24 protein-coding genes and 1 riboswitch are annotated in these 26,546 nt (G+C 29.9%); of the genes, 16 read left to right on the forward strand and 8 right to left on the reverse strand.

What is annotated here, in order from left to right; all coding sequences use genetic code 11:
* Positions 1-239 precede the first annotated feature (239 nt).
* On the forward strand, positions 240-1,397 hold the full coding sequence (locus LL038_RS23870; RefSeq protein WP_216122871.1) for a cysteine desulfurase family protein: 1,158 nt from the start codon (positions 240-242) through the stop codon (positions 1,395-1,397).
* Positions 1,398-1,488: 91 nt separating this feature from the next.
* Positions 1,489-2,631, forward strand: a complete 1,143-nt coding sequence (gene thiI / locus LL038_RS23875) for a tRNA uracil 4-sulfurtransferase ThiI (protein ID WP_216122946.1) — start codon at positions 1,489-1,491, stop codon at positions 2,629-2,631.
* 287 nt (positions 2,632-2,918) lie between these two features.
* On the opposite strand, the gene LL038_RS23880 is transcribed toward thiI, so the two are convergent.
* On the reverse strand, positions 2,919-3,503 hold the full coding sequence (locus LL038_RS23880) for a phosphatase PAP2 family protein (protein WP_216122872.1): 585 nt from the start codon (positions 3,501-3,503) through the stop codon (positions 2,919-2,921).
* 368 nt (positions 3,504-3,871) lie between these two features.
* On the opposite strand from LL038_RS23880, the gene LL038_RS23885 reads away from it, so the two are divergent.
* Both LL038_RS23885 and LL038_RS23890 read left to right on the forward strand, forming a co-directional pair.
* Positions 3,872-5,410 carry a DUF4153 domain-containing protein gene (locus tag LL038_RS23885; RefSeq protein ID WP_216122873.1) on the forward strand — a complete coding sequence of 513 codons (1,539 nt, stop codon included), beginning with the start codon at positions 3,872-3,874 and terminating at the stop codon, positions 5,408-5,410.
* Positions 5,411-5,463: 53 nt separating this feature from the next.
* Positions 5,464-5,862, forward strand: coding sequence for a hypothetical protein (locus LL038_RS23890; RefSeq protein ID WP_216122874.1), 399 nt, complete (start codon positions 5,464-5,466; stop codon positions 5,860-5,862).
* A 65-nt stretch (positions 5,863-5,927) separates the two neighbouring features.
* Here LL038_RS23890 and LL038_RS23895 read toward each other — a convergent pair whose 3' ends face one another.
* The 4 genes from LL038_RS23895 to LL038_RS23910 form a co-directional block, all read right to left on the reverse strand.
* Complete coding sequence (locus tag LL038_RS23895; RefSeq protein WP_216122875.1) at positions 5,928-8,579, reverse strand: family 43 glycosylhydrolase; 2,652 nt, start codon at positions 8,577-8,579, stop codon at positions 5,928-5,930.
* 322 nt (positions 8,580-8,901) lie between these two features.
* Positions 8,902-9,642: an amino acid ABC transporter ATP-binding protein gene (locus tag LL038_RS23900; RefSeq protein WP_216122876.1), complete on the reverse strand. Its 741-nt coding sequence runs from the start codon at positions 9,640-9,642 to the stop codon at positions 8,902-8,904.
* A gap of 33 nt (positions 9,643-9,675) precedes the next feature.
* Positions 9,676-10,317, reverse strand: a complete 642-nt coding sequence (locus LL038_RS23905) for an amino acid ABC transporter permease (RefSeq protein ID WP_216122877.1) — start codon at positions 10,315-10,317, stop codon at positions 9,676-9,678.
* An 81-nt stretch (positions 10,318-10,398) separates the two neighbouring features.
* A complete protein-coding gene (locus tag LL038_RS23910) occupies positions 10,399-11,208 on the reverse strand; it encodes an amino acid ABC transporter substrate-binding protein (RefSeq protein ID WP_216122878.1) in 810 nt (269 codons plus the stop codon).
* 190 nt (positions 11,209-11,398) lie between these two features.
* Positions 11,399-11,512: riboswitch (FMN riboswitch) on the forward strand.
* Positions 11,513-11,811: 299 nt separating this feature from the next.
* Between LL038_RS23910 and ribD the strand changes: the two genes are divergently transcribed.
* From ribD to LL038_RS23940, 6 genes are all read left to right on the forward strand, one after another.
* Positions 11,812-12,906 (forward strand): bifunctional diaminohydroxyphosphoribosylaminopyrimidine deaminase/5-amino-6-(5-phosphoribosylamino)uracil reductase RibD, encoded by a 1,095-nt coding sequence (gene ribD, locus LL038_RS23915; RefSeq protein WP_216122879.1) that lies wholly within the window; start codon positions 11,812-11,814, stop codon positions 12,904-12,906.
* A gap of 34 nt (positions 12,907-12,940) precedes the next feature.
* On the forward strand, positions 12,941-13,591 hold the full coding sequence (locus LL038_RS23920) for a riboflavin synthase (RefSeq protein WP_216122880.1): 651 nt from the start codon (positions 12,941-12,943) through the stop codon (positions 13,589-13,591).
* 100 nt (positions 13,592-13,691) lie between these two features.
* Positions 13,692-14,885: a bifunctional 3,4-dihydroxy-2-butanone-4-phosphate synthase/GTP cyclohydrolase II gene (locus tag LL038_RS23925; RefSeq protein ID WP_216122881.1), complete on the forward strand. Its 1,194-nt coding sequence runs from the start codon at positions 13,692-13,694 to the stop codon at positions 14,883-14,885.
* 90 nt (positions 14,886-14,975) lie between these two features.
* The gene (gene ribE, locus LL038_RS23930; protein ID WP_216109154.1) at positions 14,976-15,437 is read left to right on the forward strand and encodes a 6,7-dimethyl-8-ribityllumazine synthase; all 462 of its coding nucleotides are present in this window, start codon (positions 14,976-14,978) and stop codon (positions 15,435-15,437) included.
* Between the two features lie 602 nt (positions 15,438-16,039).
* Positions 16,040-16,228, forward strand: coding sequence for a hypothetical protein (locus LL038_RS23935; protein WP_216122882.1), 189 nt, complete (start codon positions 16,040-16,042; stop codon positions 16,226-16,228).
* 41 nt (positions 16,229-16,269) lie between these two features.
* Positions 16,270-16,746, forward strand: coding sequence for a hypothetical protein (locus LL038_RS23940; protein WP_216122883.1), 477 nt, complete (start codon positions 16,270-16,272; stop codon positions 16,744-16,746).
* Positions 16,747-16,829: 83 nt separating this feature from the next.
* Here LL038_RS23940 and LL038_RS23945 read toward each other — a convergent pair whose 3' ends face one another.
* The 3 genes from LL038_RS23945 to LL038_RS23955 all read right to left on the reverse strand — a co-directional run bounded on the left by LL038_RS23945 (position 16,830) and on the right by LL038_RS23955 (position 19,409).
* The gene (locus LL038_RS23945; protein WP_216122884.1) at positions 16,830-17,909 is read right to left on the reverse strand and encodes a GGDEF domain-containing protein; all 1,080 of its coding nucleotides are present in this window, start codon (positions 17,907-17,909) and stop codon (positions 16,830-16,832) included.
* 123 nt (positions 17,910-18,032) lie between these two features.
* Complete coding sequence (locus LL038_RS23950; RefSeq protein WP_216122885.1) at positions 18,033-18,779, reverse strand: HAD-IB family hydrolase; 747 nt, start codon at positions 18,777-18,779, stop codon at positions 18,033-18,035.
* 48 nt (positions 18,780-18,827) lie between these two features.
* Positions 18,828-19,409, reverse strand: a complete 582-nt coding sequence (locus LL038_RS23955; protein ID WP_216122886.1) for a 5-formyltetrahydrofolate cyclo-ligase — start codon at positions 19,407-19,409, stop codon at positions 18,828-18,830.
* A 409-nt stretch (positions 19,410-19,818) separates the two neighbouring features.
* Between LL038_RS23955 and LL038_RS23960 the strand changes: the two genes are divergently transcribed.
* The 6 genes from LL038_RS23960 to LL038_RS23985 all read left to right on the forward strand — a co-directional run bounded on the left by LL038_RS23960 (position 19,819) and on the right by LL038_RS23985 (position 26,319).
* Positions 19,819-20,736 carry an FAD:protein FMN transferase gene (locus LL038_RS23960; RefSeq protein ID WP_253199917.1) on the forward strand — a complete coding sequence of 306 codons (918 nt, stop codon included), beginning with the start codon at positions 19,819-19,821 and terminating at the stop codon, positions 20,734-20,736.
* Positions 20,720-21,106, forward strand: a complete 387-nt coding sequence (locus tag LL038_RS23965; protein ID WP_216122887.1) for a NusG domain II-containing protein — start codon at positions 20,720-20,722, stop codon at positions 21,104-21,106. The genes LL038_RS23960 and LL038_RS23965 overlap by 17 nt, the downstream gene beginning before the upstream one ends.
* 24 nt (positions 21,107-21,130) lie before the next feature.
* Complete coding sequence (locus LL038_RS23970; RefSeq protein ID WP_216122888.1) at positions 21,131-21,634, forward strand: Gx transporter family protein; 504 nt, start codon at positions 21,131-21,133, stop codon at positions 21,632-21,634.
* 487 nt (positions 21,635-22,121) lie between these two features.
* On the forward strand, positions 22,122-23,768 hold the full coding sequence (locus LL038_RS23975; RefSeq protein ID WP_216122889.1) for a YceG family protein: 1,647 nt from the start codon (positions 22,122-22,124) through the stop codon (positions 23,766-23,768).
* A gap of 77 nt (positions 23,769-23,845) precedes the next feature.
* Positions 23,846-24,946, forward strand: coding sequence for a toxic anion resistance protein (locus LL038_RS23980; RefSeq protein ID WP_216122890.1), 1,101 nt, complete (start codon positions 23,846-23,848; stop codon positions 24,944-24,946).
* A gap of 50 nt (positions 24,947-24,996) precedes the next feature.
* Complete coding sequence (locus tag LL038_RS23985; RefSeq protein ID WP_216122891.1) at positions 24,997-26,319, forward strand: replication-associated recombination protein A; 1,323 nt, start codon at positions 24,997-24,999, stop codon at positions 26,317-26,319.
* Positions 26,320-26,546: the final 227 nt, after the last annotated feature.

Below are 26,546 nucleotides of genomic sequence, written 5' to 3' on the forward strand. Positions count from 1 at the left end.
TGAAAATAGTGAAATATTAATATATATATGTAGCATCTTTCGATAAAATAATTTTACCATAAAAACAATAATTAACCTAAATTAACATATGAAAACGTATAATAAAAAGTAATTTATGCTTTCTTTTTTAGTTATTGACAATGATAATTAACATATTTATAATTAAATAAAGTAGAGTAAAATACTAAGAATTAATACTGTAGCGTCATAGAAGATATTAAGAGGAGAGAGATAAAAACATGGAAATATATTTAGATAACAGTGCAACAACTAAGCCTTATGAGGAGGTTATTGAGGCATTGGGGAGTACTATGAGAAATTATTATGGAAATCCATCTTCAGCACATAGTTTAGGGTTTAAGGCAGAGCAAAAACTTAGGGAGATGCGGACGAGTATTGCTAAAAGTATAAATGCTAGTAGTGAGGAGATAATATTTACATCAGGAGGCAGTGAAAGTAATAACTTCCTTATAAAAGGATTTGCTAAACCATCTTCGAATAAATTAAATGCTGATATAATAACTACTAAAATTGAACATCCAAGTATACTTAACACTTTTAAAGCACTGGTCGATACAGGGATAAAGGTTGCTTATATTGATGTAGATGATAGTGGTAGGATTGATATAGATGCTCTTATAGGAAGTATAACTAAGGATACTCAAGTTGTTAGTGTAATGCATGTTAACAATGAAATAGGAGTAGTGCAGGATATTGAGTTAATAGGAAAACTAATTAAAGAGAAAAGTAGTAGGGCTAAATTTCATGTAGATGCAGTACAAAGCTATGGGAAAATTCCTATTGATGTACAAAAGTCTAATATTGATTTATTATCTACAAGTGCGCATAAAATACATGGACCACGTGGGGTTGGATTTGCATATATAAGAAAGGGACTTATACCTACTAGCCTAATAAATGGTGGAGGTCAAGAAAAAAATTTAAGATCCGGTACAGAAAATCTTGCAGGTATTGCGGGTTTTGATGAGGCAGCACAGATAGTGTTTAAAAATCAGCATGAAAATTTTAATAAAGTTTTAGAGGTAAAAAAGTATTTTATAGAAAAACTCAAAGTGGTAGAGGGTGTTATAATCAATAGTCCACTAGAATCTTACTTTACACCTTATATTTTAAGTGTAACATTTAAAGGTGTAAAAGGAGAGGTGCTTCTTCATGCATTAGAACAAAAGGGCATATATGTGTCTACAGGCTCTGCATGTTCAGCGAAAAGCCATAAAAGCAGTGAAATATTAAAAGCTATTGGTAGGACTGATGATGAGCAAGTAGGAACTATAAGATTTAGTTTTTCTGAATACAATAATAAAGATGAAGTAGACTATGTTATAATCGAATTAAATAAGTCACTAAAGTTTTTAAGAAAAATGAATAAAAGATAAATCAGCTAAGAAATAGATGAACAGCTATGAAATAGATGAAAGATATCTTGTAGCTGAAAATTCAATTATAAGAAACGAGGAGTGTCAAAAGATGAGAAAATTAATACTTGTAAAATTTGCGCCGGAGATATTTTTGAAGGGGCTCAATAGAGGTAAATTTGAAAAAAAACTTAAAGATAATATAAAAAATGTAATTAAAGGCTTAGAATACGAATTTGTTGAGGACCAAGGAAGATGGTTTATATACTCAGAGCAGTTGGATACTATTATAAACAAGGTTAAAAATGTTTTTGGAGTAATGGAAGTATGTGAGGTTACGCAAGTTGAAGCGACACTGGTCGAAATCGAAAAGCAAGCAGTTTTAGAAATGGTAGGTAGCCCAGCTAAAACATTTAAAGTAGAAACTAATAGAGCAAACAAAAGCTTTAGCCCAGGGTCTATGGATGTAAGTAGAAAAGTAGGTGGCTGCATATTAAAAAATAATGAAAACGTAAGTGTAGATGTGCATAATCCAGAATGTGTTATAAATATTGAAATAAGAAAAATGGCATATATCTATTCAAAACGTATAAAGGGCGTTTGTGGATTGCCTTATGGAATGAATGGTAGCACCATGCTTATGTTATCAGGAGGTATAGATTCACCTGTAGCAGGTTACATGATGGCAAGACGTGGAGTAGAAGTGCATGCAGTTTATTATCATAGTCATCCCTATACTAGTGAGAGAGCAAAAGATAAGGTAAAGCAATTAACTAATATTTTAAAAGGATATACTGGGAAATTAACACTGTATGTAGTTCCATTTACTGAAATTCAAATGGAAATTATAGATAAATGCAGAGAAGATGAATTAACAATAATAATGAGAAGATTTATGATGAGGCTTGCATGTGCACTTGCAGATAAATATGGTATAAATTCAGTAACTACAGGGGAAAGCATTGGTCAAGTAGCTAGTCAAACTATGGAAGGGCTTGTAGTAAGTGATGATGTGGCTGATAGACCGGTGTTTAGACCACTAGTAGCTATGGACAAGATTGATATTATAGAAGTATCAAGAAAAATAGATACTTATGAAACATCAATTCTACCTTATGAGGATTGTTGCACAATTTTTGTTCCCAAACATCCAAAAACAAAACCAAGATTAGTTGAGATAATTAAGTCAGAATCAGTTTTAGATATTGATAAACTTGTTGAAAAGGCTATAGCAGATATGGAGATTTATAAATAAATTTATTCATGTTAATCAATAAATCATAAGTATTAAATCAAATATTATGTAAATAATAATAGAAGAAATACATTTTGAAAGGATGATTAACATGGCTAAAAAAGGTACAGAAAAAAGATCGGGTTCAAAAGATACAAAAGACAAAACTCAGAAAAAGAATCAAAAGGGAAATACAGTTAAATGATGAATGGTATAAAAAATTAAAGATGTGATTGCAAAAAATAAGCTAACAAAATGATTTATCATTTTGCTAGCTTATTTTAGTTTATATTATTTATTGATTATATTTACATAAACTTTGATTTGTTTTTAAACATTTTAAGTCTAAAAGTAAAATGTTTATCTAAATATTTATTTACACCTTTTTTCATACAAAAATTATAAGCAGCAATAGAAATATATGACCATATTATGGCAATAACCCATCCTCCAAGAACATCTGTTGGATAGTGATCACCAACATAAACCCTGCTAATTCCAACAAGAATTAAATAGATAAGTAAAAAACCACTAATTAAGTATGCAATTTTTTTATTTTTCATTCGTTTAATTATAAAGTAAATAAAAACAATACTTATAGCTGTAGAAATAGAGGAATGCCCACTAGGAAAACTATAGCCATGAGCTTCAATTAATTGTATTCCAATGGGTCTAGGTCTTTTTATTATGTTTTTAAGCACTAAGTTGGTAAAACCAGTAACTCCAATATTAAACACACAACAAATGGCTTCAAGTTTATTATTGTAAAGATATAATACAATAAAAACCAATGCGCTTATAAAAACCTGGAAAGTAGGGTCTGAAGATTTTGAAATAATTATAAAAAATTGATTCAATCCCAAATTCATAGAATTCGCTAAATAATAAAGCATTTAATTTAATCATCCTCTCTATGTTACACTAAAAATTTATTTTATTAGAAATATTTAATTAATATATATTATATAAAACATACAAAATTATCAACATTCATAAGTATCAATTAATATTATATCAAAATCAACAATTAAAAGATACACTTATATTGCTAGTAAAGTAATTATGAAATATTATTTAAACTTTACAATAATGGAATTTTATAAACACTGCTCTTCAATATATTTTTATTGAATAACAATAAAAATATATTGAAAAATAATTAATAAAGTAGTATGATTGGAATTGTAAAAATATTAGTATAGGAGATATATTATATTAATGTTTTATTAACAATAGTACTAAATTATGGAGGGGATTAAAAATGGAGAGTAAGGATGTTAAAGATATTACTATAAAAGATAATATGAAATTATCAAAGGAAAATCAAAGGCAAGAAATTAGAATTATAGATTCGAAAATTAGCCTAAATGAAAAAAAATATACTATAGGTATAACAGTTATTTTAGCAATAATTTATGATGTTTTTTTTACGGGTAAAGAATATGGTCTTTCTATTGCGATTTTTTATATTATGTTTATGTGCTTTTTCTTATGGAGTATTAGGGCGAAGGTTTTATTTGAAAAAAATATTGGTTTAAATATAATTGTTCCTACATTACTGCTTACATTAAATTATGCTATTCATTCAAATAACATTTTAAATTCTTTTAATATAATTATGGTATTGGTACTTACGACTTTAAGTACTGTATTAATTAGATATGATAATATAAAATGGGATTCTAAAATGATAATATTAAAAGCACTAAGTAGAGTAATTAAAGCTATTCCAGAAAATGCTTTAAAACCTTTTATATTTGTTAAACGAAGTATAAATGTGAGAAATGCAGAAAAAAGATCTATGAACAGAAATATTTTAAGAGGACTGATTATTTCCATACCATTATTAATTGTTATTTTAATGTTATTAACATCAGCAGATATGGTATTCAAGAATTATATAACAAATATTTCAAGTGTATTTGAGAATATAAAAGTATGGAAAATTATAAGTCATTTGTTAGTTGTTATTATGGTTTTCTTTATAATATTTTCATATATATGGAGCTTTAAATATAATGACGAAGAGGATACAGATATTAAAAAGAATGTTTTATGGGAGCCAGTCACTGTATTAACAATTATATTTATGATAAATATAGTGTACCTTTTATTTTCAATAGTCCAGTTTACCTATCTTTATGGTGGAAGTAATAATTTTCTCCCTCTCAAATTCACATATTCGGAGTATGCAAGAAAAGGATTCTTTGAGCTTTTTATTGTTACAATAATTAATTTTACAATATTACTCTGTAGTATGAAATATATCAAAACTTATAACAAGGTTACAAATATAATATCTAATGTATTATTAACTTTACTTGTAGTTTTTACAGTTAACATGTTATTTTCGGCTCATTTTAAGATGTCTTTATATGAACAAATTTATGGATTCACATATTTAAGGATTTTTGTGCATATATTTATGCTTATGCTGTTTATGTTATTTATAGTAGCACTAATTGGTATTTGGAATAGAAAAATGAAACTAAATAAGGTTTTAATAGTGGTTGTTTTGATTATGTATGTCTTATTAAATTTTGTAAATGTTGATAAAATTATTGCTGGAAAAAATATAGATATATATTATAAAACTCAGAGGATCGATGTTCTTTATTTAAAAACTTTATCCTATGACGCTATTCCAGAAATAGTAAGACTTAAAAATGATCATAATATTAAAGTTCGAAGTGAAGTTAATAATTATTTAAAAAATGTTGAGAAGGATTTATCACAGAAGCGCTCTTGGTATGAATTTAATTATTCTAAATCTAAGGCTAGAAAGAGTATAAATAAATAAATTTTATTATTGTGATTTTATATAGGTTATTATTTTAGGGGAGGAAATCTATAATGAAAGAAAAAATAAAAATGAATCTACTGGGTTTTTATGATTTGATTATGGCATTAGGTGCTATTTATATTGGAGTAATGATGATAAGTTCAAGTGGTGGAATTTTTACACAGTATCCAAAAGAATGGTTATCTAAAGTTCCTTTTGATAATTGGATTGTTCCGGGTATTATAACAATTGTATTATTTGGAATGGGTAATATAATAGCCGCTATCTTAAGTTTTAAAAAAGGTAATGGTAAGTTCTGGGTAACATCAGCTATAATGGGTGGATTATTATTTCTAAGCATTATTATTCAAGTGATAGTCCTTAGGGAATGGTATATGGCGACGGTTGAATTTTTGATTTTAAGTATAATTCAACTATGTTTGTGCAGAGCTGCATTTACAAGGTACTAAAAAAATTGGAAGTTACAACATATCCAAGGGCCCAAATAGTAACCTGTGGATATGTTGAATTATATTTACAGGCTAGGCCTAAGAAAGCTAAGGTTTATGCCTAAGAGTGAAAGCAGACTATTTAGTATGCTTACCGATGTTGCTGTTTCAGATTCCATAGAGTAAAGTGCTTCTACTTTATCAGCAGTTAATGCGGTATTATATATAGATACATCGTCAAATTTAGCAGAAGATATATCTCTATCACCCCAAATATCACCACTTCCCACTCTAACATCTGTTATATTTGAAAGAAAATCAGATTTAAAACATTTTGTTAAATCCTTTGATGAAGAGCCAACTTCATTACCATTTAAATATACATGAATACCTGCTGAGTTAACTGTATAAGTAACATATTGCCATGTGTTTGCTATTAATCCTGTTGTAATATTTGTGGCATCTGCCCATGTTCCATTAGAATTAATCCTGCCAAATAAGTTTGCACTTATTCTTGTCATAGGAAATTTGTTTTGACCTCCTGCGTTTCCTTCAAATAAGGCACTATGCTCCAAGTAATTAGGCTCCGTAGTATCTACATTTACCCACATACCTACTGTGTAGCCGTCCGTCGTCATTCCCTTAAAAGTATCACTTGGCAAAGCTAAATAATTAGTTTTTACTGCTTTATTAGCATTTTTTATCTGAAGTACTTTACCCCTCTGATCATCTTTGGAAATTGATGAAGAACCTACTAATGTTGAATTTCCTGTTTTACTTCCACTATTTAAAACTTCAGTGCCACCGCTTGATTTATTAAAGTCATATCTATAAATCGGTGTTACATTAAGTTCATTAATTCTCCCCTTTACCTTTATTTTAAATTCTTTAGTAATAACGGCTTTCCCTTTAGATATTTGAGCTGTTAGTGTAACATCCACAGCACCATCAAGCGCATTTATTTTTCCCTTATTATTAACAACACTAGGATTACTTGAAGTCCATGAGATTTTTGTATCATAAACACCTGATTTAGGTAATGTTATATCTACTTTCGCGCTACTTGGAATGTTATCTTGTAAACGACTAGCTTCATACTTAACTGTTTGACTATCAGTTTCCATCTTACTACCCCAAATAGATTGGTTATTACTACCAATAGCGCTGAATGTAATTACCTTTGAGTTAAATTTAGATTCATCATTTTGTTTAAAGAATACCCCTTTATAAGTTACTCCACCAATAATCATCTTCATATAATATGAACCATTATTACTACTCCAAGTTCCTGTTACATCACCAGTTATAGTATTATTGTTTTTTAAATTTACTGATAATGTATTGAGCATTGAAGCCCCACTATTAGAAGTGCCATGATTAATAAATTCATAAGTACCAGACATTTCATCCATTGAATACCCATTTTTAGAAATAACATCACCATTATATTCATAAGGTGCTTCTACAGGCCATCCATCTTCATTTTTGAACATTTGATGTACTCTTACTTCATGGTCTTCTGTACCATTATCGAACCTTGTGTGATAAATAAGGTACATTTGGTTATCTGAATCAATGAATGAAGAATTATGACCACCAGATCTGTATCCAACATCTAAACAACCAAATTTGTAATTCCCCATAAGTTTAATTCCAACTGAGGAATTATCCATTTGACTTGTTAATGCAGCATTATTACCTGCGGCATCTACATAAGGACCGTCTGGGCTTTTTGATCTAAACATTCTTATATTATAACCACCTGTTGCACTTAAACCTGCATAAGTTACATATAAATAATAATATCCTGTACTATTATCATATACAACAAATGGACCTTCACCTGAATCTGTATATCCACCAGCTATTTTTGTTCCAAAATATCTGTCAATAGTGTTCCCGTCTAACGAAGTTCCTTCCTTATCAGGATAAATTGCCTTACCGGTGGTGTCATCCATATCAAGCTCAAAAATTCCACCAGACCAAGAACCGTATATCATATGAAGTTTTCCATTAGTATCATAAAACAAAGCAGGATCTATTGCGTTTGGAGAATTACTAGTATTGTAAGATCCATCACTTGTAAACCAATTAGGACTAGTACCTGCTAATTTGCCATTATCAATGAGTTTTTTAATATTTGTATTAGTATATTTTGTATCAATTACACTATTAGTATCATGGGCGTTCTTTTTAGTAAACCCAGAATACATAATGGTATCAACATAAGTATAGGGCCCTTCAATTTTTTGGGATACAGCATATCCTATAGCTGAACGTTTATACGTAGAAGATGTACAATAATACATCATATACGCGCCTTTTGTTCCATTGCTGTTTACATAGTTTTCGTTTTTGAAAACAAATGGAGCCCATACGGAATGTCCGCCTAAACAGTCACCATCGTTTTCACCAGCCCAAGCAAAAGAACCTGTTAAATTTTTTGATAAATTTCCAAATAACACATTACTAGGAGTAGTGTAACTATTAGTGAATTTAGTCCAATTTTTTAAATCTGTTGATTTTGCTGCCTCGATATGAGAACCGAAAACATAATATTTGTTGCCATCTTTTACAATAGAAGGATCATGGACAGACACCCTGGCTTTAGCTTCTTTTAATGTCCCTATATTATTTGTTTCAGCCGCTAAAACATCGCTTGGTGAAGTTAGCATGGTGGCCATTATGGTCATTGTCATAACGCATGATATCAGCTTTTTAAACCGTTTACATTTCATTAAAAACCCCCTACTTTTATTATATAATTATATTAAGACTAATAAGTATATATAAATATAAAACGTTTTATATTTATATAAAATAACTATATCACCACTTGTTCACAAAATCAACATGATTTTTAGTTAATTTTTACAATTTAAAATATCTTACTTTATATTTAATTGATACTAAAAAATAGGTGTGTCATTTTATTTTGAATTTGTAAAATAATAATGAAAAAAGGATATTTCCCGGGAATTTAAAGTTATAACCACGTATTTTTAGCGAAAAAGAAGTAAGCCTTATTAATTAGACTTACTGTTTTCTTTATATGGTTTTTTATGACAAACTCAAAAAATGTTTTATTCTCTCATTGTTAGGATTAGTAAATAAAACTTCCGGAGTGGAGTTTTCTAATATCTCTCCATTTTCCATAAATATAATTTTATCAGATATTTCTCTAGCAAATTGCATTTCATGAGTAACTACTATTAGAGAGATTTTATCAATTGCAAGAGACCGTATTACCTTTAATACTTCGCTTACAAGTTTAGGATCTAATGCTGAGGTTGGCTCATCAAATAGAATTAAATCAGGATTCATAGCAAGGCACCTAGCGATAGCAATTCTCTGCTTTTGACCACCAGAGAGAGTGCAAGGATAAGAATCAATCTTATCCAATAAATCAACTTTTACAAGTAGCTTTTTTGCAATTTCTATAGCAGCTTTTTTGTCTATATGATTTACTATAATAGGAGCCTCAATTATATTATCAAGCACAGTTTTGTGAGGGAATAAATTAAAGTTTTGAAATACCATACCTATTTTTTTATAAGCATTAATAACTTCGATATTATTAATTTTCTCTTGAGCCTGGGCAATGGTAACACCATTGAATTCTATAAGTCCACTATCCATATGTTCAAGGGAGCTTATGCATCTAAGTAGTGTACTTTTTCCAGAACCAGAGGGGCCGATAATTGATATTACCTCGCCTTTTTTTAGAGTTAGAGATACATTCTTTAAAACTTGGTTTTTACCGTAACTTTTATTTATATTAGATATCTTAAGAAAATCCATATTAGCACCATCCTTCATATGTTCAGGGCTTTTTTATTCGTAAACTGAATATTTTTTTTCAAGTTTTTTAAAAGCCATTACAACTACAGAAGTAAATATTAAATATATTATTGCGGCAATAATAAAAGGGGTAATTGTAAAATCTCGAGTTACAATTTCTCTAGCAGCTCTTAGTATATCTTGAAGTCCGATTGCAGCAAGTAAAGCAGTATCTTTTATTAGAGTAATTCCCTCGTTACACATAGGTGGAATTATTCGTTTAAAAGCTTGGGGTAGTATTATTTTTGACATAGTTTGTCTATAACTCATGCCTAATACTTTTGCAGCCTCATATTGTCCTTTATCTATAGATTGAATGCCAGATCTAAATATTTCAGTAAAGTAAGCTCCGTAATTCAAAGAAAAGGTAAGAGCGGCTGCAACAAAAGGGGAAAGTTTTATTCCTATAATGGGTAGTCCAAAATATGTGAAAAAAAGTTGAAGAAGTAATGGGGTCCCCCTAAATAACCAAGTGTAGATGTCCACAACTTTGTTAAGTATTTTCAAACTAGAGACTTTAATTAATGCACCTAGTATTCCAAGAGGTATAGAAAATATTATTGTTGCAACATATACCTCAATTGTAAGGAGCCCCCCTTTTAGAATATAAGATGTAATGTCTATATAATTAGCCAAATATAACACTCCTTTAAAATAATCAATATTATTGTTAGTAACTCAAGCAGCCTAAAGAACGAATGCTTGAGTAGTAATTTACTATTTATAAATAATGTCTTTACCAAACCATTTTTTTGAAATAGTATTGGAAGTTCCATCTTTCTTTATTGCTTCTAGTTGTTTATTTATTTCTGTAGTAAGAGCTGTATCATTTTTTCTGATACCGACGCCATAATCTTCCACGCCTAGATTTTCATTAAGCACTTTATACATGCCAGTTTTTTTGCTAACATAGTATCTTCCAACTACCTCATCTACTACAACAGCATCGATACGACCGGCGTTTAAATCGAGTAGTGCCTCTGTATTATTAGAATATTTTTTGACCTCTTTTACTGATTTAGAAAACGCGACATCCTTAGCAAGTGCAGTTTCACTGCTACTTCCAAGTTGTAATCCTACAGTTTTCGCATTCAAATCACTCTTTTTGGATATCGTTGATTTACTATTTACAATAATTATTTGTTTGTTTTGAACATATACTTTAGAAAAAGCGATTTGTTCTTTTCTTTTATCTGTTATGGTTAATCCATTCCATATAAGATCAATATCTTTATTGTTTAAACTCAATATAATGCCGTCCCATTCTACAGGTTTAAAGGTAACTTTAACACCCATTCGTTTTCCGACTTCTTTTGCCATATCAATATCAAAACCTACTATTTGACCACTTTTATCTCTAAATCCCATTGGTGGAAAATTATCATCAAGACCAACTACTAGTTCTTTTTTAGCTTTTATATCTGTTAGTGAATTATCAGTTGTAGGGGTGTTTCCACAAGCAGTTAAAATAACAGTTGAAAGTATTGCCATCGTTAGTAATTTAAATTTAATTTTCATTTTGAACACTCCTTTATGATTCCTATTAATATCATTTTACTTTATCACGTTAACTTTGTAAAGCGAAAATTGAAAATAGTTGTGTAAATATATATAATTCATTTAGTATTAACTTTAATATTCTAATTAACCATTTATTTTCATAAATATTTACTTGACACTAAAATAGCAAAGTGTTATTCTAAAATTGAAAATTGAATAGATCCTTCAGGGTAGGGTTAATTTCCCCACCGGCGGTATAGCCCGCGAGCCGAAAGGTAGATCTGGTAAAATTCCAGAGCCGACAGTAAAGTCTGGATGAGAGAAGGAGAACGATGATAGATATGAAAGATTTTTATTTATAAACTATATAAGATAGTTATAAAAACACTTTTGTATTTTAATTCTAATATATTTAGTAAGTAGATCCAGTAGTTGTTAAACAGCTACTGTGTGATGTTTAACTTGATATATAATTAGCTTATTAAGCCCTGAAAACATTGTTTTCAGGGCTCTTATTATTTTATATGTTTGCAGCTCAGTAGGAGATGATTTGACTAAAGTTATATATACTAAGAAAAGAAATATTTATGAAGAGAGATGTCATAATTATAGAATTAGGAAGGTGATAATTTGGATAGTTATTATATGAGCAGAGCACTTGAGTTATCTAAGAAAGCAGTAGGTTTTGTAAATCCTAATCCACTAGTTGGTGCAGTTATTGTAAAAGATAATAGAATAATTGGAGAAGGATACCATGAACATTTTGGCGGGCCACATGCTGAAGTCAACGCTTTTAAAAATGCAAAAGAAAATGTAGAAGGTGCAACAATGTATGTAACACTAGAACCTTGTGCACACTATGGTAAAACACCACCTTGCGCAGAGGCTATTGTTAAAAATAAAATAGCTAAAGTTATAGTCGGGATGATAGATCCTAATCCACTAGTCGCAGGCAAAGGAGTAGAAATCCTTAGAAGAGCGGGTATAGAGGTTACTACAGGTATAATGGAGAACGAAATAAGAAAAACAAATGAAATATTTATAAAATATATAACAACAAAAAAACCATTTTGTATTATGAAAACTGCAATGACATTAGATGGTAAGATAGCAACAACGACTGGGGATTCAAAGTGGATAAGTAATGAAAAATCTAGAGAATATGTGCATGAATTAAGGAATAGAGTAAGTGGAATTATGGTGGGAATTGGGACTGTTTTAAGTGACAATCCAGAGCTTACCACAAGAAGAGAAGGTAAAATAAGCACAAACCCAGTAAGAATAATTATAGATAGCACAGCAAAAATACCATTAGATTCGAAGGTATTAAAATGTGATGAAAAAACAAAAACTATTATTGTTACAACAAAGTTTGCAAGTGATACTAAAACCTGCGCTATTAAACAAAAGGGAGCTGAAGTTATCGTAACTCCTAGTGAAAATAAATGGGTGAATTTAAACTATTTGATGAAAGTACTTGGTGAGATGGGGATAGATAGTATTCTACTTGAGGGTGGTAGTACATTAAATTATTCTGCATTAGATGAGGGTATTGTTGATAAAGTTATTACTTTTATTTCCCCTAAAATATTTGGAGGAACTTCAGGCAAAACTACAGTAGGTGGAAAGGGAATCGATTTTGTAAAAGATTCTATTTTACTGCGAGATATTCAGGTATCTAGATTTGATGAAGACATAATGATAGAAGCTTATGTAAAAAAATAAATCATTAATTAATATCTACAGAGGAGGTGATTAGATGTTTACAGGTTTAATTGAGGAAATTGGTAAGATAAAATCTATAGCTAAGGGTGCTAAGTCTGCAAGAATTACTGTAGATGCTAAGGAAATTATGAGTGGTATGAAGATTGGCGACAGTGTTTGTACCAATGGAGTATGTCTTACAGTTACGGGCTTTAGCCAAAATAGCTTTAGTGTAGATGTAATGGCAGAGACCATGAGATGCAGTAATTTAGGAGGACTAAAACAAGGGTCACGTGTTAATTTAGAAAGGGCACTTAGGGCTAGTGATAGACTAGGAGGTCATATAGTAAGTGGTCATATTGATGGACTGGGAACCGTTGTAGATTTATCAATTGAGGAAAATGCAACATGGGTGTCTGTGGAAACTTCTAGTGATATATTAAAATATATTGTACATAAAGGTTCAATTGCAATTGACGGTATTAGCTTAACTGCAGCATATGTAGATGATAATATTTTTAAAGTATCAATTATACCTCATACAAAGGGTGAAACTACTTTAGTAACTAAGAAGATAGGGGAAGTGGTTAATCTAGAAAGTGATATGATGGCAAAATATGTTGAAAAATTATTACAATATAGAGAAACGCCAAAAGAAAAGAAATCTATTGGTATGGATTTCCTTGAGAAAAATGGATTTGTTTAAAGTTTTATAAGGATAGAGATAGTTAGTATTACAGAATTGAAAATGATAACAGCATTGAAAATGATAACAGCATTGAAAATGATGAATAAGGGGTGGAGAAATGTATAAATTTAGTACTATTGAAGAGGCTTTAGAGGATATTAAAAATGGGAAAATGGTTGTTGTCGTAGATGATGAGGACAGAGAGAATGAAGGAGATATAATAATAGCTGCCGAGAAAGCTACTCAGGCAAATATAAACTTTATGGCAAAATATGCACGTGGACTTATATGTATGCCTATAGTTAAAGAAAGATTAGATAAACTTAATATAAATCCAATGGTTACAAACAATACAGACGTACATGGAACAGCTTTTTCTGTGTCAATTGATATTGCAACTGCAACTACTGGTATATCAGCAGCAGAAAGAGCAACTACTATATTAAAGGTAATAGCCCCCGATTCTACAGCAAAAGATTTTAATAGTCCTGGTCATGTATTCCCACTAGCAGCTAAAAAGGGTGGAGTACTAGAGAGAGGTGGACATACAGAAGCAGCAGTAGATTTAGCAAGAATGGCTGGATTATATCCTGCAGGTGTAATTTGCGAAATTATGAATGAAGATGGATCAATGGCTAGGGTTCCAGAACTTATGGAGTATGTAAAAATACATGATTTAAAAATAATTACTATAGTAGATTTAATCGCTTATAGAAGAAAAACTGAATGCCTTGTAGAAATGGTTACGCAGGCAGAAATGCCAACTAGATATGGACAATTTACTATTTATGGATTTGTAAATAAGATAAATGGAGAACATCATGTAGCATTAGTTAAAGGTGACGTAAAAAGCAGTGAATCAGTACTTGTTAGGGTACATTCAGAATGTCTTACTGGAGATGCATTAGGATCTATGAGATGTGATTGTGGGGAACAATATGATGCAGCTATGAAAGCTATATCAAAAGAGGATAATGGAATCATGCTTTACATGAGGCAAGAAGGACGTGGAATAGGATTAATAAATAAGTTAAGGGCATATAACCTTCAAGATAAAGGAATGGATACACTAGAGGCGAATTTAGCTTTAGGATTCCCAGTTGATATGAGAGATTATGGTATCGGTGCTCAAATATTAGAACTATTAGGTGCTACAAAGATAAGACTTATGACTAATAATCCTACGAAAATAACAGGTATTTCAGGGTATGGTATTGATATAGTTGAAAGAGTACCTATTGTTATGAATCATAATGAAAAAGATGAATTTTATTTAAGGACTAAAAAAGAAAAAATGGGCCATTTATATTAGGAGTTAAATAAATATAATATTAAAATAAGAAATAAGTTAAAACATAATATATAAAATAATAATAATAATAAATTAATCGGAGGAATAAAAATGAAAGTATATGAAGGTAAATTAGTAGCACAAGGTTTGAAATTCGGAATTATCGTAGCAAGATTTAATGAATTCATAGGTGGAAAATTATTATCTGGAGCATTAGATGGTTTAAAACGTCATGGCGTAGAGGAAGAAGAAGTTGAAATTGCATGGGTTCCTGGTGCTTTTGAAATTCCGTTAGTTGCAAAAAAAATGGCTAAGTCTGGTAAGTATGATGCTGTAATATGTTTAGGAGCAGTAATAAGGGGAGCAACATCTCATTATGAATATGTATCTGGTGAGGTTACTAAGGGAATTGCAAGCGTAACACTTGAGACAGGAGTTCCAGTTATTTTTGGTGTACTTACTACTGAAAATATTGAGCAGGCTATTGAAAGAGCTGGAACTAAGGCAGGTAACAAAGGTTATGATGCTGCAGTAACTGCAATAGAAATGGCGAATTTATTAAAAGAAATATAGGTTATGAAGTATGTAATTTCGCCTACGGACTTGCATATGAATTTGAAACTAGGAAATTCATTAAGAAATTCTAATTTTTTACTCATATAAAATTCTCTAGCATTCACACTCGGCGTCCTGCCTCGGGTTCATTAGACTGCCGTCCTGGCAGTCTTACGAGAAGTTTATATTCGTAAAAAAAGAATTTCTAAATTGAATTTCAATAGCTTCTACATTTCATAGTGCAAGTCTTTTGGAGAAATTACATGCTAAATTCTCAGTCAGTGGTTGTATCGCTGAAAAGATTATGAGGATTTTACATTCGCAAAAGAAGAATTACTAAAGCAAATTTTAATAGCTTCGGCGTCTTGTATTGCAAGTTCTTCGGAGAAATTACATTTTGATATAAATACGATTTTAAACAGGTATCAAAAATATTCTTAGGGGCATATAACAATTAATAATTGTTATATGCCCTAAGTTGATTTGAAGTATCTGTATATCTATAATATACTACTTTAAATTTTGAAATGAGACTTAAATTATTTATTCCATTTTTTAAAATAATACAGAAGATTCCATATAATGATATAATTTAACTAATATATATGGAGGTGTAACTTATGGTTAAAAAGAAATCTACTATAAACTTAGCTCTGATTCTAAGTTTATGCCTTAATTTTATGCTTATTTTTAATAATAGACCTAAATCTTCAATGTTTTCTATTCTTTATGACGTAGTATGCCTTGTTATACTCGTAGCGGCAGTATTAGCTTTTTATGTGCAGGTTAAAGAGGGAAAAAAGGATTAAGTAAGGTTACTCAAAAATACAAAATGGAGGTGGATGCTGTTTTGAAAAAGAGGTATACAATTATTGTAATTAGCGCTTGGTTAATTTTATTACTTACTGCATGTGCAAAACAAGAGAGTAAACAAATGGTAACGCCATTTGGGAATATTCCAATAACCTCAGCTAAAAGCATTGAATTTTCAAATTACACTATAAGAAGTGAAAATAAAGAATTAGGTAGAATAAAAACAGTTACAAAAAAACAAGATATGGAAAGTATAGTGAAGTATATTAAGACTCTAAGTTGTACACAAAGTACTCAAAAAGCAAACGATGGTGATTACAGTATTCGTTTAAGAGATGACATGGGTAAATATATATATTCAATTCAAGTATCTAAAAATCAGTTATGTTTGTATGAAAGGGGTACAGACACTGCTATATCTGTGTACGACTATAAAGACACAAAACTTATTAATGAATTGGAAAGAGTATACAAGGATATAAATTATAAGGAAGTATTTATGATGAGAAAATAACTTATGAATTAAGAGAAGTCATTTAGCTTCTCTTAAAAATTATTAATTGTTTAGCAACGTATTAGTGAACTTTCATTGCAAAGTTATTCTGGATGACATACTTTGTTTCTTCCAGAATGTTTAGCAGCGTATAATGCAGTATCAGCCTCATGAACTAGGTTTTCTAAATTGTTTACGTTATCGGGGTAGGTGGCAGAGCCTATGGAAACACGTATATTAATTTTAGTTTCATCTGGGAGAATAAATTCATTGAGTTCAACGGCTGATCTTAGGCGCTCTGCAACTTCCATGGATTGATTGGTTGGACAATCAGGTAATATAACAGAAAATTCTTCGCCTCCTATTCTAGACACAACATCAAAACTTCTAGAAGAGATAGATAATACAATCCCTAATTGTTTTAATACGGCATCGCCAGCCAAATGACCATAAGTGTCATTTATTTTTTTAAAAAAATCTATGTCTATTATAAGAATAGATAAGTGTTCGTCTTTATTTCTAACATTTAAAAAAGATTCATTTAGGGCATTATCATATTGTCTAACGTTATTTAAACCAGTAAGAAAATCTATAGTTGACTCATGTTCTAATCTATCAAGTAATTTGATTGAAATATTCATGTAGTTTGAAATATAATATGCTAAAGTTCCAATAATTATAGAAGCTATCCAAAAATAAATAAGAGTATTGCGAAGTATTATTGAATTTTTAATAATTAATAAGAATGTAGAAGTAATAAATAAGGAGCTTATAATGTTCATATACATCCATTTTCTAAATCCTTTTAAATTCATCCTTGATATAATAGCACAAGCAATGGCAATATTAAACATATTAACAGAAGCGATTATGGCAGGGGTGCTAACACCAAAGTAGTTAATCCTAAATAGAGCAATTGTGATTCCGGCAATAATTGAGGCAAATCCACCGCCATAAAGAGCTGCGAGTAGTATTGGAATATGCCGAAGATCCATAATAACTTTAGGGTTAATGTGGATGGTAAATAACATTAATATAATACCTAGGATTCCTTGAGTTAGTCCAAATAAAAATTTGTATTTATATGATATTGATAAGTTTAAAATTTCATTTTTAAACATTTGGCTAATTATAAAAATAAAAGAGATTAGTATTGTCGAATTAATAAATAAATCTTTTAACATAATATAACTCCTTTTAAAATAAAATATAGTTTGATAATTCCAAAAAATAAAATACTACTATATAATATTATATAGTAGTATTTTGGTGAAATAAAGTATATTTTATCGAAAACAAAGAAAAAGTTATATGTGGATATGTTCTGGAAGTAGCCTATAAACCACATCTTTTCTTTCTACCATTATATTAATCTTCTCTTTTAACTCCTTATTGTCTAGAATATTTATTAGAAGCTCTTTGGTAGGGTTTACAGCTACAGGGTGACGAATTAATTTTAACATGGTGAAATCTCCTGAAGTATCTCCGTAAGCATAACTTTTATTCAAATCAATATTATATTTATCCACAAAGTATTCTATTGAAGCTTTTTTACTAACGCTGTCCCACATAGGAACAATGCCACCAGTATAAATATTATGTTCGTTCAATTCATATTTTGTTCCCACGTAATCATCAAATCCATATTTTATAGACATTTCACGTACAAGCTCGATGGGACTACCTGATATGGTGATAATTATATGGCCTTGACTCTTATGCCACTTAATTCTATCACGAGTATAGGTATAAACCCTGTCTCCTTTTTGTTTTATAATTTGACTAGCGATAAACTCAATTTGAGACCTATGAAGTCCAATTATAGCCTCGGTATAAATATCAGCCATTTTAAGTAGGTAATTATCATAATTTCCTATTCGTTTATCCCATTTAACATAATAGGGTTTTACTTCTTTGTACCATTTATCATTTTCTATTAGTTCGCTTTTAATTAATTTTTTGAATACCTCTGTCATTAAACTTTCCCTATAAAGGGTGCCATCAATATCAAAAAAAGCAGCTATTTTTTTTTCCAAAGGGATCACCTCCAACATCAGTATAATAAAATATAGTAATTATGTTACAAGAATGTTTGTAATTTTCTATTTTAAAGATATTATTCTTTTTTCAGTTATTATGAAATTGAGTGGCACATCATACTCATCAGTTGGAACTTTATCAATTATTTGATAGTCATAAGCTATACCAATAGTAATCGTGTTCTTTGATTTCATAGATAGAAATCTATCATAATAACCAGCACCGAAACCAATTCTATTGCAATCTTCGTCAAATAACACACCAGGAACTATTATTAAATCTATATTTTCAATATTTGCCTTCATTAATATATCATATTTTGGCTCCATAACACCAAAGGTAGATTTAGCAAGATCGGTTGTAAGGTTATTTATTATAAAAGGTACTATTTTATGGCTGGATTTTATGCAATATGGTGCAATCACCGTTTTACCATTGTTAAGGCACCATGTAGCCAGCTTGTATGTATCTACCTCATTATTAAAACTTATGTACAACATTATGTTTTTACAATTTATAAATTGCGGTAGTTCCATAATTTTGTCCATAATTTTTAAACTAAAAGGGGATACATTATTATTAGGCATATTTTTTCTTATATTAAGCATATTTTTTCTTAAATTATTCTTAAGGGTATCTTCCATAAGTACCTCCCATAAATTAGTACATTATATATATAAAAAAATGATACTTCAAAAGTACTTAAATTCTGTAAATTTTTTATTAGTATAACACATGTTTTTTATATATGCAATTTATAACATCTTATGGCATTAAAAGGATTAAACAGTATAAGGATATTAGAATAGTAAAGAAATATTCAATATAATACTTAGTCTTAAATCCATATATTACAAGTTAAAGGGGGGAGTTTATTTGAATTATGTTTATGGTATAATATATTTAAAGACAAGTTTGAGGCGGTGAGTTAACATAAAAAAATTACATAAAATTAGTTGTATACTTCTATTATTAATTATTCCAACATTCTTAATATCTTGCGCAACAAATGATGAACCGGTTGAAAAAGAAACATATATGATGGGTACAATTATGAACTTTAAGATATATGGTAAAAATGCGGAAACAGCAACAGCATTGGTTTTAAAAAGAATAAGTAATATAGAAAGTAAAATGTCTGTTAACGTTAAAACTTCTGAAATTTCTAAATTAAACGCGAAAGCTGGAATTTCAGGACAAAAACTTAGTGCAGACACATATTCGGTAATAGAAAAATCAGTTCAATACAGTAAATTAACTGGTGGTGCCCTTGATGCAACAATAGAGCCAATTGTAGGACTTTGGGGTATAGGAACAGATAAGGAGAGACTACCTTCAAAAACTGAAATTGATGATAAATTAAAGTTAGTTAATTATAAAGATATTGTTTTAGATAAGAAAAATTCAACAGTTAAGTTAAAACGAACAAATCAAGCTATAGATCTTGGTGCTATAGCAAAGGGATATACTGCTGATGAGGTTAAAAAGGTTTTATTAAATAATAAAATTAGTAGTGCTATTATAAATTTAGGTGGTAATGTTTATGCTATAGGAAAGAATCCTAATGGGAAAGATTGGAATGTGGGGATACAAAATCCATTAAGTACACGTGGTGAATACTTGGGAACGATTAGTGTTACTGATAAATCAATAGTTACATCAGGTAACTATGAAAGATTTTTTATAAAGGATGGCGTAAGGTATCATCACATATTTGATCCAAAGACTGGATATCCAGCTGAACAAAGTCTTATAAGTACAACTATAGTATCAGATAAGTCAGTGGATGGAGATGCGCTGTCTACAAGTACTTATATCATGGGGCTCGATAAAGGTCTTAAATTGGTAGAGTCTATTAAAGGTATAGAGGCTATTTTTGTAACAAAGGATAAAAAAGTATATGTTACTCCAGGACTTAAAGACAATTTTAAATTAACAAGTAAGGAGTTTACTTATGAAAAAGGGCGATAAGATAGTTGGAATAATACTTTTGATTATTGTGTTAATAACAACAGGTGCTACTTTAATATACAAAAACTCAATTAAAGGTTCAGAAAATATTGCAGTTATTAAGCGTGCAGGCACGATAATTAAAACTATTGATTTAAATAAGGTAGTGGAGCCACAAGAATTCACTTTAAAAACGGATAATGGTCATTATAATGTTATAGCAGTTAAACATAATAGTATTAGTGTAAAAGATGCTGATTGCCCTCACAAGGAATGCGTAAAAAGTGGTTGGATTTCAGAACCGGGTGCGATAATTGTATGTTTACCTTATAAACTTACGATTAATATTCAAGCAGAAAAAAATGATGGCATAGATGGTGGGACGTTTTAAAATTAAAAAGATGTAGGTGTAAATATGACAAAGACTAAAAGAATGGTTTTGCTTAGTACATTAGTGGCAATAGCTTTAGTTATTTATTTAATAGAGGCTCAGATACCGGTGTTATTTCCAGGTATAAAATTAGGCCTCGCTAATTCTATATCATTAGTTGCATTGATTTTACTTGGATGGAGAGAGGCATTTCTAATAATGTTTTTAAGAACATTACTGGGCTCTATATTCGGTGGAGGTATGCCAGCATTTATGTTTAGTCTTGCTGGAGGTATCCTTAGCAATATAGTAATGATACTACTTTATAAGTATCTAAAAAAACACATAAGTATACCTACAATTAGTGTTTGTGGGGCTGTATTTCATAATATAGGTCAGTTACTAGTAGCAGGATTTATAATAAATAATTTAATGATATATGTGTATTTACCAGTATTATTAATTGCAGCGATTGTTACAGGATACTTTATTGGAATTTTATCTAGTATATTAATAAGTAGATTAGAAAAAATATTGCCGCGGTTATAAATAGTGATAAAGGGGTATCAAAATTCTCTTAAGTGTATTGCATATGAATTTGAAACTAGAAATTTGATTAGAAATTCTAATGTTTTGCTTATGTGAAATTCTTTAGCGCTCACATTCGGCGTCCTGCCTCAGGTTCGCTAGCTTGCCGTCCTGGCAAGCTTACGAGAATTTTACATTCGTAAAACAAGAATTTTAAAATCAAATTTCAATAGTTTCTACATCTCATATGCAAGTCACTACTGAGAAATATAATACTTACAATAAATCTATTATAATAAAATTTCGTAGCAAGTGTGTTAGGAAAATACAACAATTATTAATTATTATGTTCCAATTTGTATTATATAAAAGAGATACTAAATTAAATTTTAGTATCTCTTTTGTTAAATATATTTGATTGAAAAATTATGAGCTTAATATGGTATAATTATTATTGATGAATAAACTATATTTACAAGGGAATACATATTGAAAAGGTTAGGTGAATATGGAAAAGAATAGTTTGAATAACTTAGAAATTAATAGCGTAAATTTGGAAATTAATGAAGATATAATAAGTAGTTTAAAAACAGAAATATATAAAAGGGATGGGTTTAAATATAATTCTAATGTTGTTACTGTACCTAATTACTTTTATAGGTTTATTGGTATAAAAAATGGTGAGAAAGAGTATTATGAGAACTTATATAGGTTAGATAAAGAATTAAGTAAGGTTGGTCAATCTTACATTAGATTTAGTGAGGGCTTGGACAAGGACATTAGTATAAGATTACAAAATGTATTAAATGATATCTGGATAAAGGTATTTTCGGCGGAAGTTATAGATGTTTCTTTAATTATAAATTTAGTAAGTGATAATGGATTTTTCCCGGAGATTGCGAATAAAGTAATGCTTGCGCAAATTAAGAATAATTTGAAGGGTCTTATAGAATATTATATTAAGAGTAATGAAGCAATTCATAATGACGATATTAAATTAATTGTAAATTATAATATGCATTGGTTAAATACTTATTCTAAAGAATTATTCGAAAATTTTGATTATACTAGTCTTAATCCTAAAATAATTTTTTATGGTGATATTTCAAAAGCAGAGGTATTTTATTTGGTATTATTATCAACACTCGGTTGTGATATTTTATATTTTAATCCCGAAAATTCTGGGACATTTAAGGAAATTGATAAATTTAATTCTTTTTCTAGGGAGATTGTTTATAATTTTAAAGCGGAAATAAAGCCTTTCCCAAGTAATAGTGAGGATAGAATTAAGACCACTGCATTTAGTGCGAGGCAAGAGCTTGATAAGACCTTATATACAGATGATTCTGGGTTTTACAGGCCTTGGCAGTTTGCAGATTATAATGTGGAGGCAGTAACCCTTAATACTACCTATGAGGAAATATATATATGGATCAAGGAAAAAGCAAACATAAGGGAAGGGTTTAATGTTAAAGGGTCAACTGTGATTATACCAAATATGTTCTCTAAAATTTGTGGTGTACATGAAAATATCGACACTTATTGGAAAGAAATTAACGGGGTAATAACTCAGAAATTTACTAAGTTTTATAATGAATTACCTATAATGGATGTTGTACATTTGGAATATGGAAAGTTTGATCAAATATATCCTAATAATGTTTTTTCGAAATTTAATACTACGGAAATGATTAATTCATCTTGGTGGAAATACAAGGATCTCAGGTCAGGACTTCAGAGGAACATGGCAGAAAAAATTAAGGATTTATGCCTTAATCCAATAATAATAAACGTTGAACATGAAGATTTAAGGGATTTACAAGTGGATATTTTTTCAGTTTTAATAAACTTAGATAAGGTTATACTGGAACTTTTGCAAGCATTTGATTATCCAGAAGAGGTTCCGAAGATTGTAATTTATAATAATGAAGAAAATGGAAACTTATCTTTTGAAGATTGTATAATGCTAGCTTTTATGGATTCTATGGGAGTAGATATTGTTATTTATAATCCTTCAGGATACAATGACATAGAAAATTTTATTAATTCTGATCAGTATGATATTCACAGACTCGAGAGCGTCAGTTTTAAATTGCATTTTAAAAAAAATGTGGATAAGAAAAAAGGATTTTTTAAAAATTTATTCAATAGTTAGTAGATATCTAAAATTAGTTATTTTAAGTAAAGCAGATGGTATAAAAATAAGTCCCAATATATAAGAGGAGTGAGATTATGGAAAAAACGGATCAAATACTTACAATAGAGGATGAGAGCGTTGGAAATGATTTAATAGAGAAAAGGACCACAAGTATAAGTGAACAGCTTAAAACGTCGCCAGAAGTGATTCAAATTGCATCCAAAATAAATATTAAAGATGCAAATGCTGTATTAGAATTTGGTAATGAACCAGCACTTCAAATATCAAAATTTGCAGATCAAATATTAAATTCTATCAAAACCAATAGCATTGAAAACTCGGGTGTTATGATAAAGGAACTTACAAGTATAATGAAAAAGTTTGATAAACAAGATTTTGAGGAAGAAAAAACTGGTTTTTTTGCTAAGATATTTAGTAAACCAAGTCAGGCAATTGATAAAATGATGGGAAAATATAAAACCATTGGTGGAGAGATAGACAAGATTTATACTCAGCTTAGTGTATATAAGAGAGAAATAAATAGTTCTAACTTATTGCTTGAAAACTTGTATAATCAAAACTTTGAGTATTATGGAGAATTAGAAAAATACATCACTGCAGGTAATATGGTCGTCCAAAAATATGAGAGCGAGGATATTCCAAAGCTTGAATTACTAGCTAATAGTGGTGAACAAATAAATGTGATAAATTATCAAAATGCTAAAGAAACTGTTGAAATGTTAAAACAGAGGATATATGATTTGGAAATGGCTAAGATGGTGTCACTACAGACTGCTCCTCAAATTAAAATGATTCAAAGGGGGAATTATAAGTTGATATCAAAAGTGCATTCTGCTTTTATAATAACTATCCCTGTATTTAAAAATGGAATAATTCAAGCTATTGCTCTAAAAAAGCAAAGGTTAGTATCGGATTCACTTGCAGAGCTTGATAGAACTACTAATGAATTATTAATGAAAAATGCTGAAAATATAAGAATGCAAAGTGTTGATATAGCAAAACTTGCAGGAGGAACAAGCGTAAAAATTGAAACACTCGAGAAAACTTGGAATACTATTATGCAGGGTATAGAGGAAACAAAGAGCATTGAAGATGAAAATAAAAAATTAAGAGAGGTTGGAATAGTTAAAATACACGAGATGACAGAAAAAATAAAACAAAAATCCTTAAGTTAATGATATATAAGATATAGGGCATACAAAACGAAAAAATTGAAGGTGATTATGTGGACTTGTTTGAATTACAAGCGGAAAAGAACTTATTAAAAGAAGCACCACTTGCTGAAAGATTAAAACCCGGTAAATTAGAAGATTACGTAGGACAAGAGCATATTTTAGGAAAGGGAAAACTTTTATGGAGAGCTATAAAAGCTGATAAAATAACCTCTTTATTACTTTATGGACCACCAGGTACTGGCAAAACTAGTTTAGCTAAGGTTATTGCAAATTCTACAAAATCTAATTTTGTTAGACTTAATGCAGTAACAGATGGATTAAAGGAATTAAGAGAAGTGGTAACTCAGGCTAAGAATAATTTAGGAATGTACAATGTTAAGACAATATTATTTATAGATGAAATTCATAGATTTAATAAAGCCCAACAGGATGCGCTATTGCCATTTGTTGAGAAGGGTACATTAATTTTAATTGGAGCGACCACAGAGAATCCTTACTATGAAGTTAATAATGCATTAATATCCAGGTCTATGTTATTTAAATTGGAACCATTAAATGAAGATAATATTAAATGTATTATTTCAAGGGCGCTTGAAGATAAACAGTCAGGCTTTGGGAATACTAATATTTGTTTGAAAGAAGATGCTTTAAATTATATTGCTAGCATGGCAAATGGGGATGCAAGACGTGCGCTTAATGCCCTTGAATTATCAGTACTAACAACGGATAGAGGCATTGACGGTGTTATAAATATAACCCTTGAGGTTGCAGAGGAATGTTTACAAAAGAAACATATACAGTACGATAAGAATAGAGATGAACATTACGATGTAATATCTGCTTTCATTAAAAGTATGAGAGGTTCTGATCCTGATGCTGCCGTGCATTATCTTGCTAGAATGATATATGCAGGGGAAGATCCTAAATTTATTGCAAGGAGAATCGTAATAGCTGCATCTGAGGATGTGGGGAATGCAGATCCTATTGCTATGGTTGTGGCAAATAACGCAGCGCAGGCAGTTCAGTTTGTTGGAATGCCAGAAGCTAGAATAATACTTTCGCAAGCTGCAATTTATGTAGCATCAGCGCCAAAGAGTAATGCTTCTTACATGGCTATTAACAATGCGCTTAAAGATATAGGAGAAAAAAATATAGGAAATATACCTTCTTATTTAAGGGACCAAAACTATAAGGGGGCAAAGAAGCTGGGGGCTGGAGTAGGATATTTGTATCCACATTCCTATGAAGGAAATTATGTGAAGCAGCAATATTTGCCTGATGAACTACTTGAGGCCTGCTATTATAATCCTTCTGAAAATGGATATGAGAAAAAAATTAAAGATCGGCTTATTATGTTAAAAAACAGAGAATAATAATAGAAATATTAGTTGTTTAAAAAATGTTTTTATACACAAGAAAAAGTATATATTACGTATAATGCATTGAAGCAAGCTTTAGAACTTCTTATTTTATTTTTAATTAAGATGCGTAAAAAAAACATATGTTTGAGCATAGCGAGTTTATGTTTTTTAGCAGATTAGTTGGAAATAAAATTAGTAGTTCTTAGCGAAGCGAATGCATTAATAGTAATATATATTTT

This window comes from Clostridium estertheticum (assembly GCF_026650985.1).
Classification (GTDB): Bacteria; Bacillota; Clostridia; order Clostridiales; family Clostridiaceae; genus Clostridium_AD; species Clostridium_AD estertheticum_C.

What these genes read in the sequence shown, in the direction of transcription:
- LL038_RS23870 (WP_216122871.1), top strand. Translation starts at nt 240, where the DNA reads ATGGAAATATATTTAGATAACAGTGCAACAACTAAGCCTTATGAGGAG.
- thiI (WP_216122946.1), top strand. Translation starts at nt 1,489, where the DNA reads ATGAGAAAATTAATACTTGTAAAATTTGCGCCGGAGATATTTTTGAAG.
- LL038_RS23880 (WP_216122872.1), bottom strand. Translation starts at nt 3,503, where the DNA reads ATGCTTTATTATTTAGCGAATTCTATGAATTTGGGATTGAATCAATTT.
- LL038_RS23885 (WP_216122873.1), top strand. Translation starts at nt 3,872, where the DNA reads ATGGAGAGTAAGGATGTTAAAGATATTACTATAAAAGATAATATGAAA.
- LL038_RS23890 (WP_216122874.1), top strand. Translation starts at nt 5,464, where the DNA reads ATGAAAGAAAAAATAAAAATGAATCTACTGGGTTTTTATGATTTGATT.
- LL038_RS23895 (WP_216122875.1), bottom strand. Translation starts at nt 8,579, where the DNA reads ATGAAATGTAAACGGTTTAAAAAGCTGATATCATGCGTTATGACAATG.
- LL038_RS23900 (WP_216122876.1), bottom strand. Translation starts at nt 9,642, where the DNA reads ATGGATTTTCTTAAGATATCTAATATAAATAAAAGTTACGGTAAAAAC.
- LL038_RS23920 (WP_216122880.1), top strand. Translation starts at nt 12,941, where the DNA reads ATGTTTACAGGTTTAATTGAGGAAATTGGTAAGATAAAATCTATAGCT.
- LL038_RS23925 (WP_216122881.1), top strand. Translation starts at nt 13,692, where the DNA reads ATGTATAAATTTAGTACTATTGAAGAGGCTTTAGAGGATATTAAAAAT.
- ribE (WP_216109154.1), top strand. Translation starts at nt 14,976, where the DNA reads ATGAAAGTATATGAAGGTAAATTAGTAGCACAAGGTTTGAAATTCGGA.
- LL038_RS23935 (WP_216122882.1), top strand. Translation starts at nt 16,040, where the DNA reads ATGGTTAAAAAGAAATCTACTATAAACTTAGCTCTGATTCTAAGTTTA.
- LL038_RS23945 (WP_216122884.1), bottom strand. Translation starts at nt 17,909, where the DNA reads ATGTTAAAAGATTTATTTATTAATTCGACAATACTAATCTCTTTTATT.
- LL038_RS23950 (WP_216122885.1), bottom strand. Translation starts at nt 18,779, where the DNA reads ATGTTGGAGGTGATCCCTTTGGAAAAAAAAATAGCTGCTTTTTTTGAT.
- LL038_RS23955 (WP_216122886.1), bottom strand. Translation starts at nt 19,409, where the DNA reads ATGGAAGATACCCTTAAGAATAATTTAAGAAAAAATATGCTTAATATA.
- LL038_RS23960 (WP_253199917.1), top strand. Translation starts at nt 19,819, where the DNA reads ATGAACTTTAAGATATATGGTAAAAATGCGGAAACAGCAACAGCATTG.
- LL038_RS23965 (WP_216122887.1), top strand. Translation starts at nt 20,720, where the DNA reads ATGAAAAAGGGCGATAAGATAGTTGGAATAATACTTTTGATTATTGTG.
- LL038_RS23970 (WP_216122888.1), top strand. Translation starts at nt 21,131, where the DNA reads ATGACAAAGACTAAAAGAATGGTTTTGCTTAGTACATTAGTGGCAATA.
- LL038_RS23975 (WP_216122889.1), top strand. Translation starts at nt 22,122, where the DNA reads ATGGAAAAGAATAGTTTGAATAACTTAGAAATTAATAGCGTAAATTTG.
- LL038_RS23980 (WP_216122890.1), top strand. Translation starts at nt 23,846, where the DNA reads ATGGAAAAAACGGATCAAATACTTACAATAGAGGATGAGAGCGTTGGA.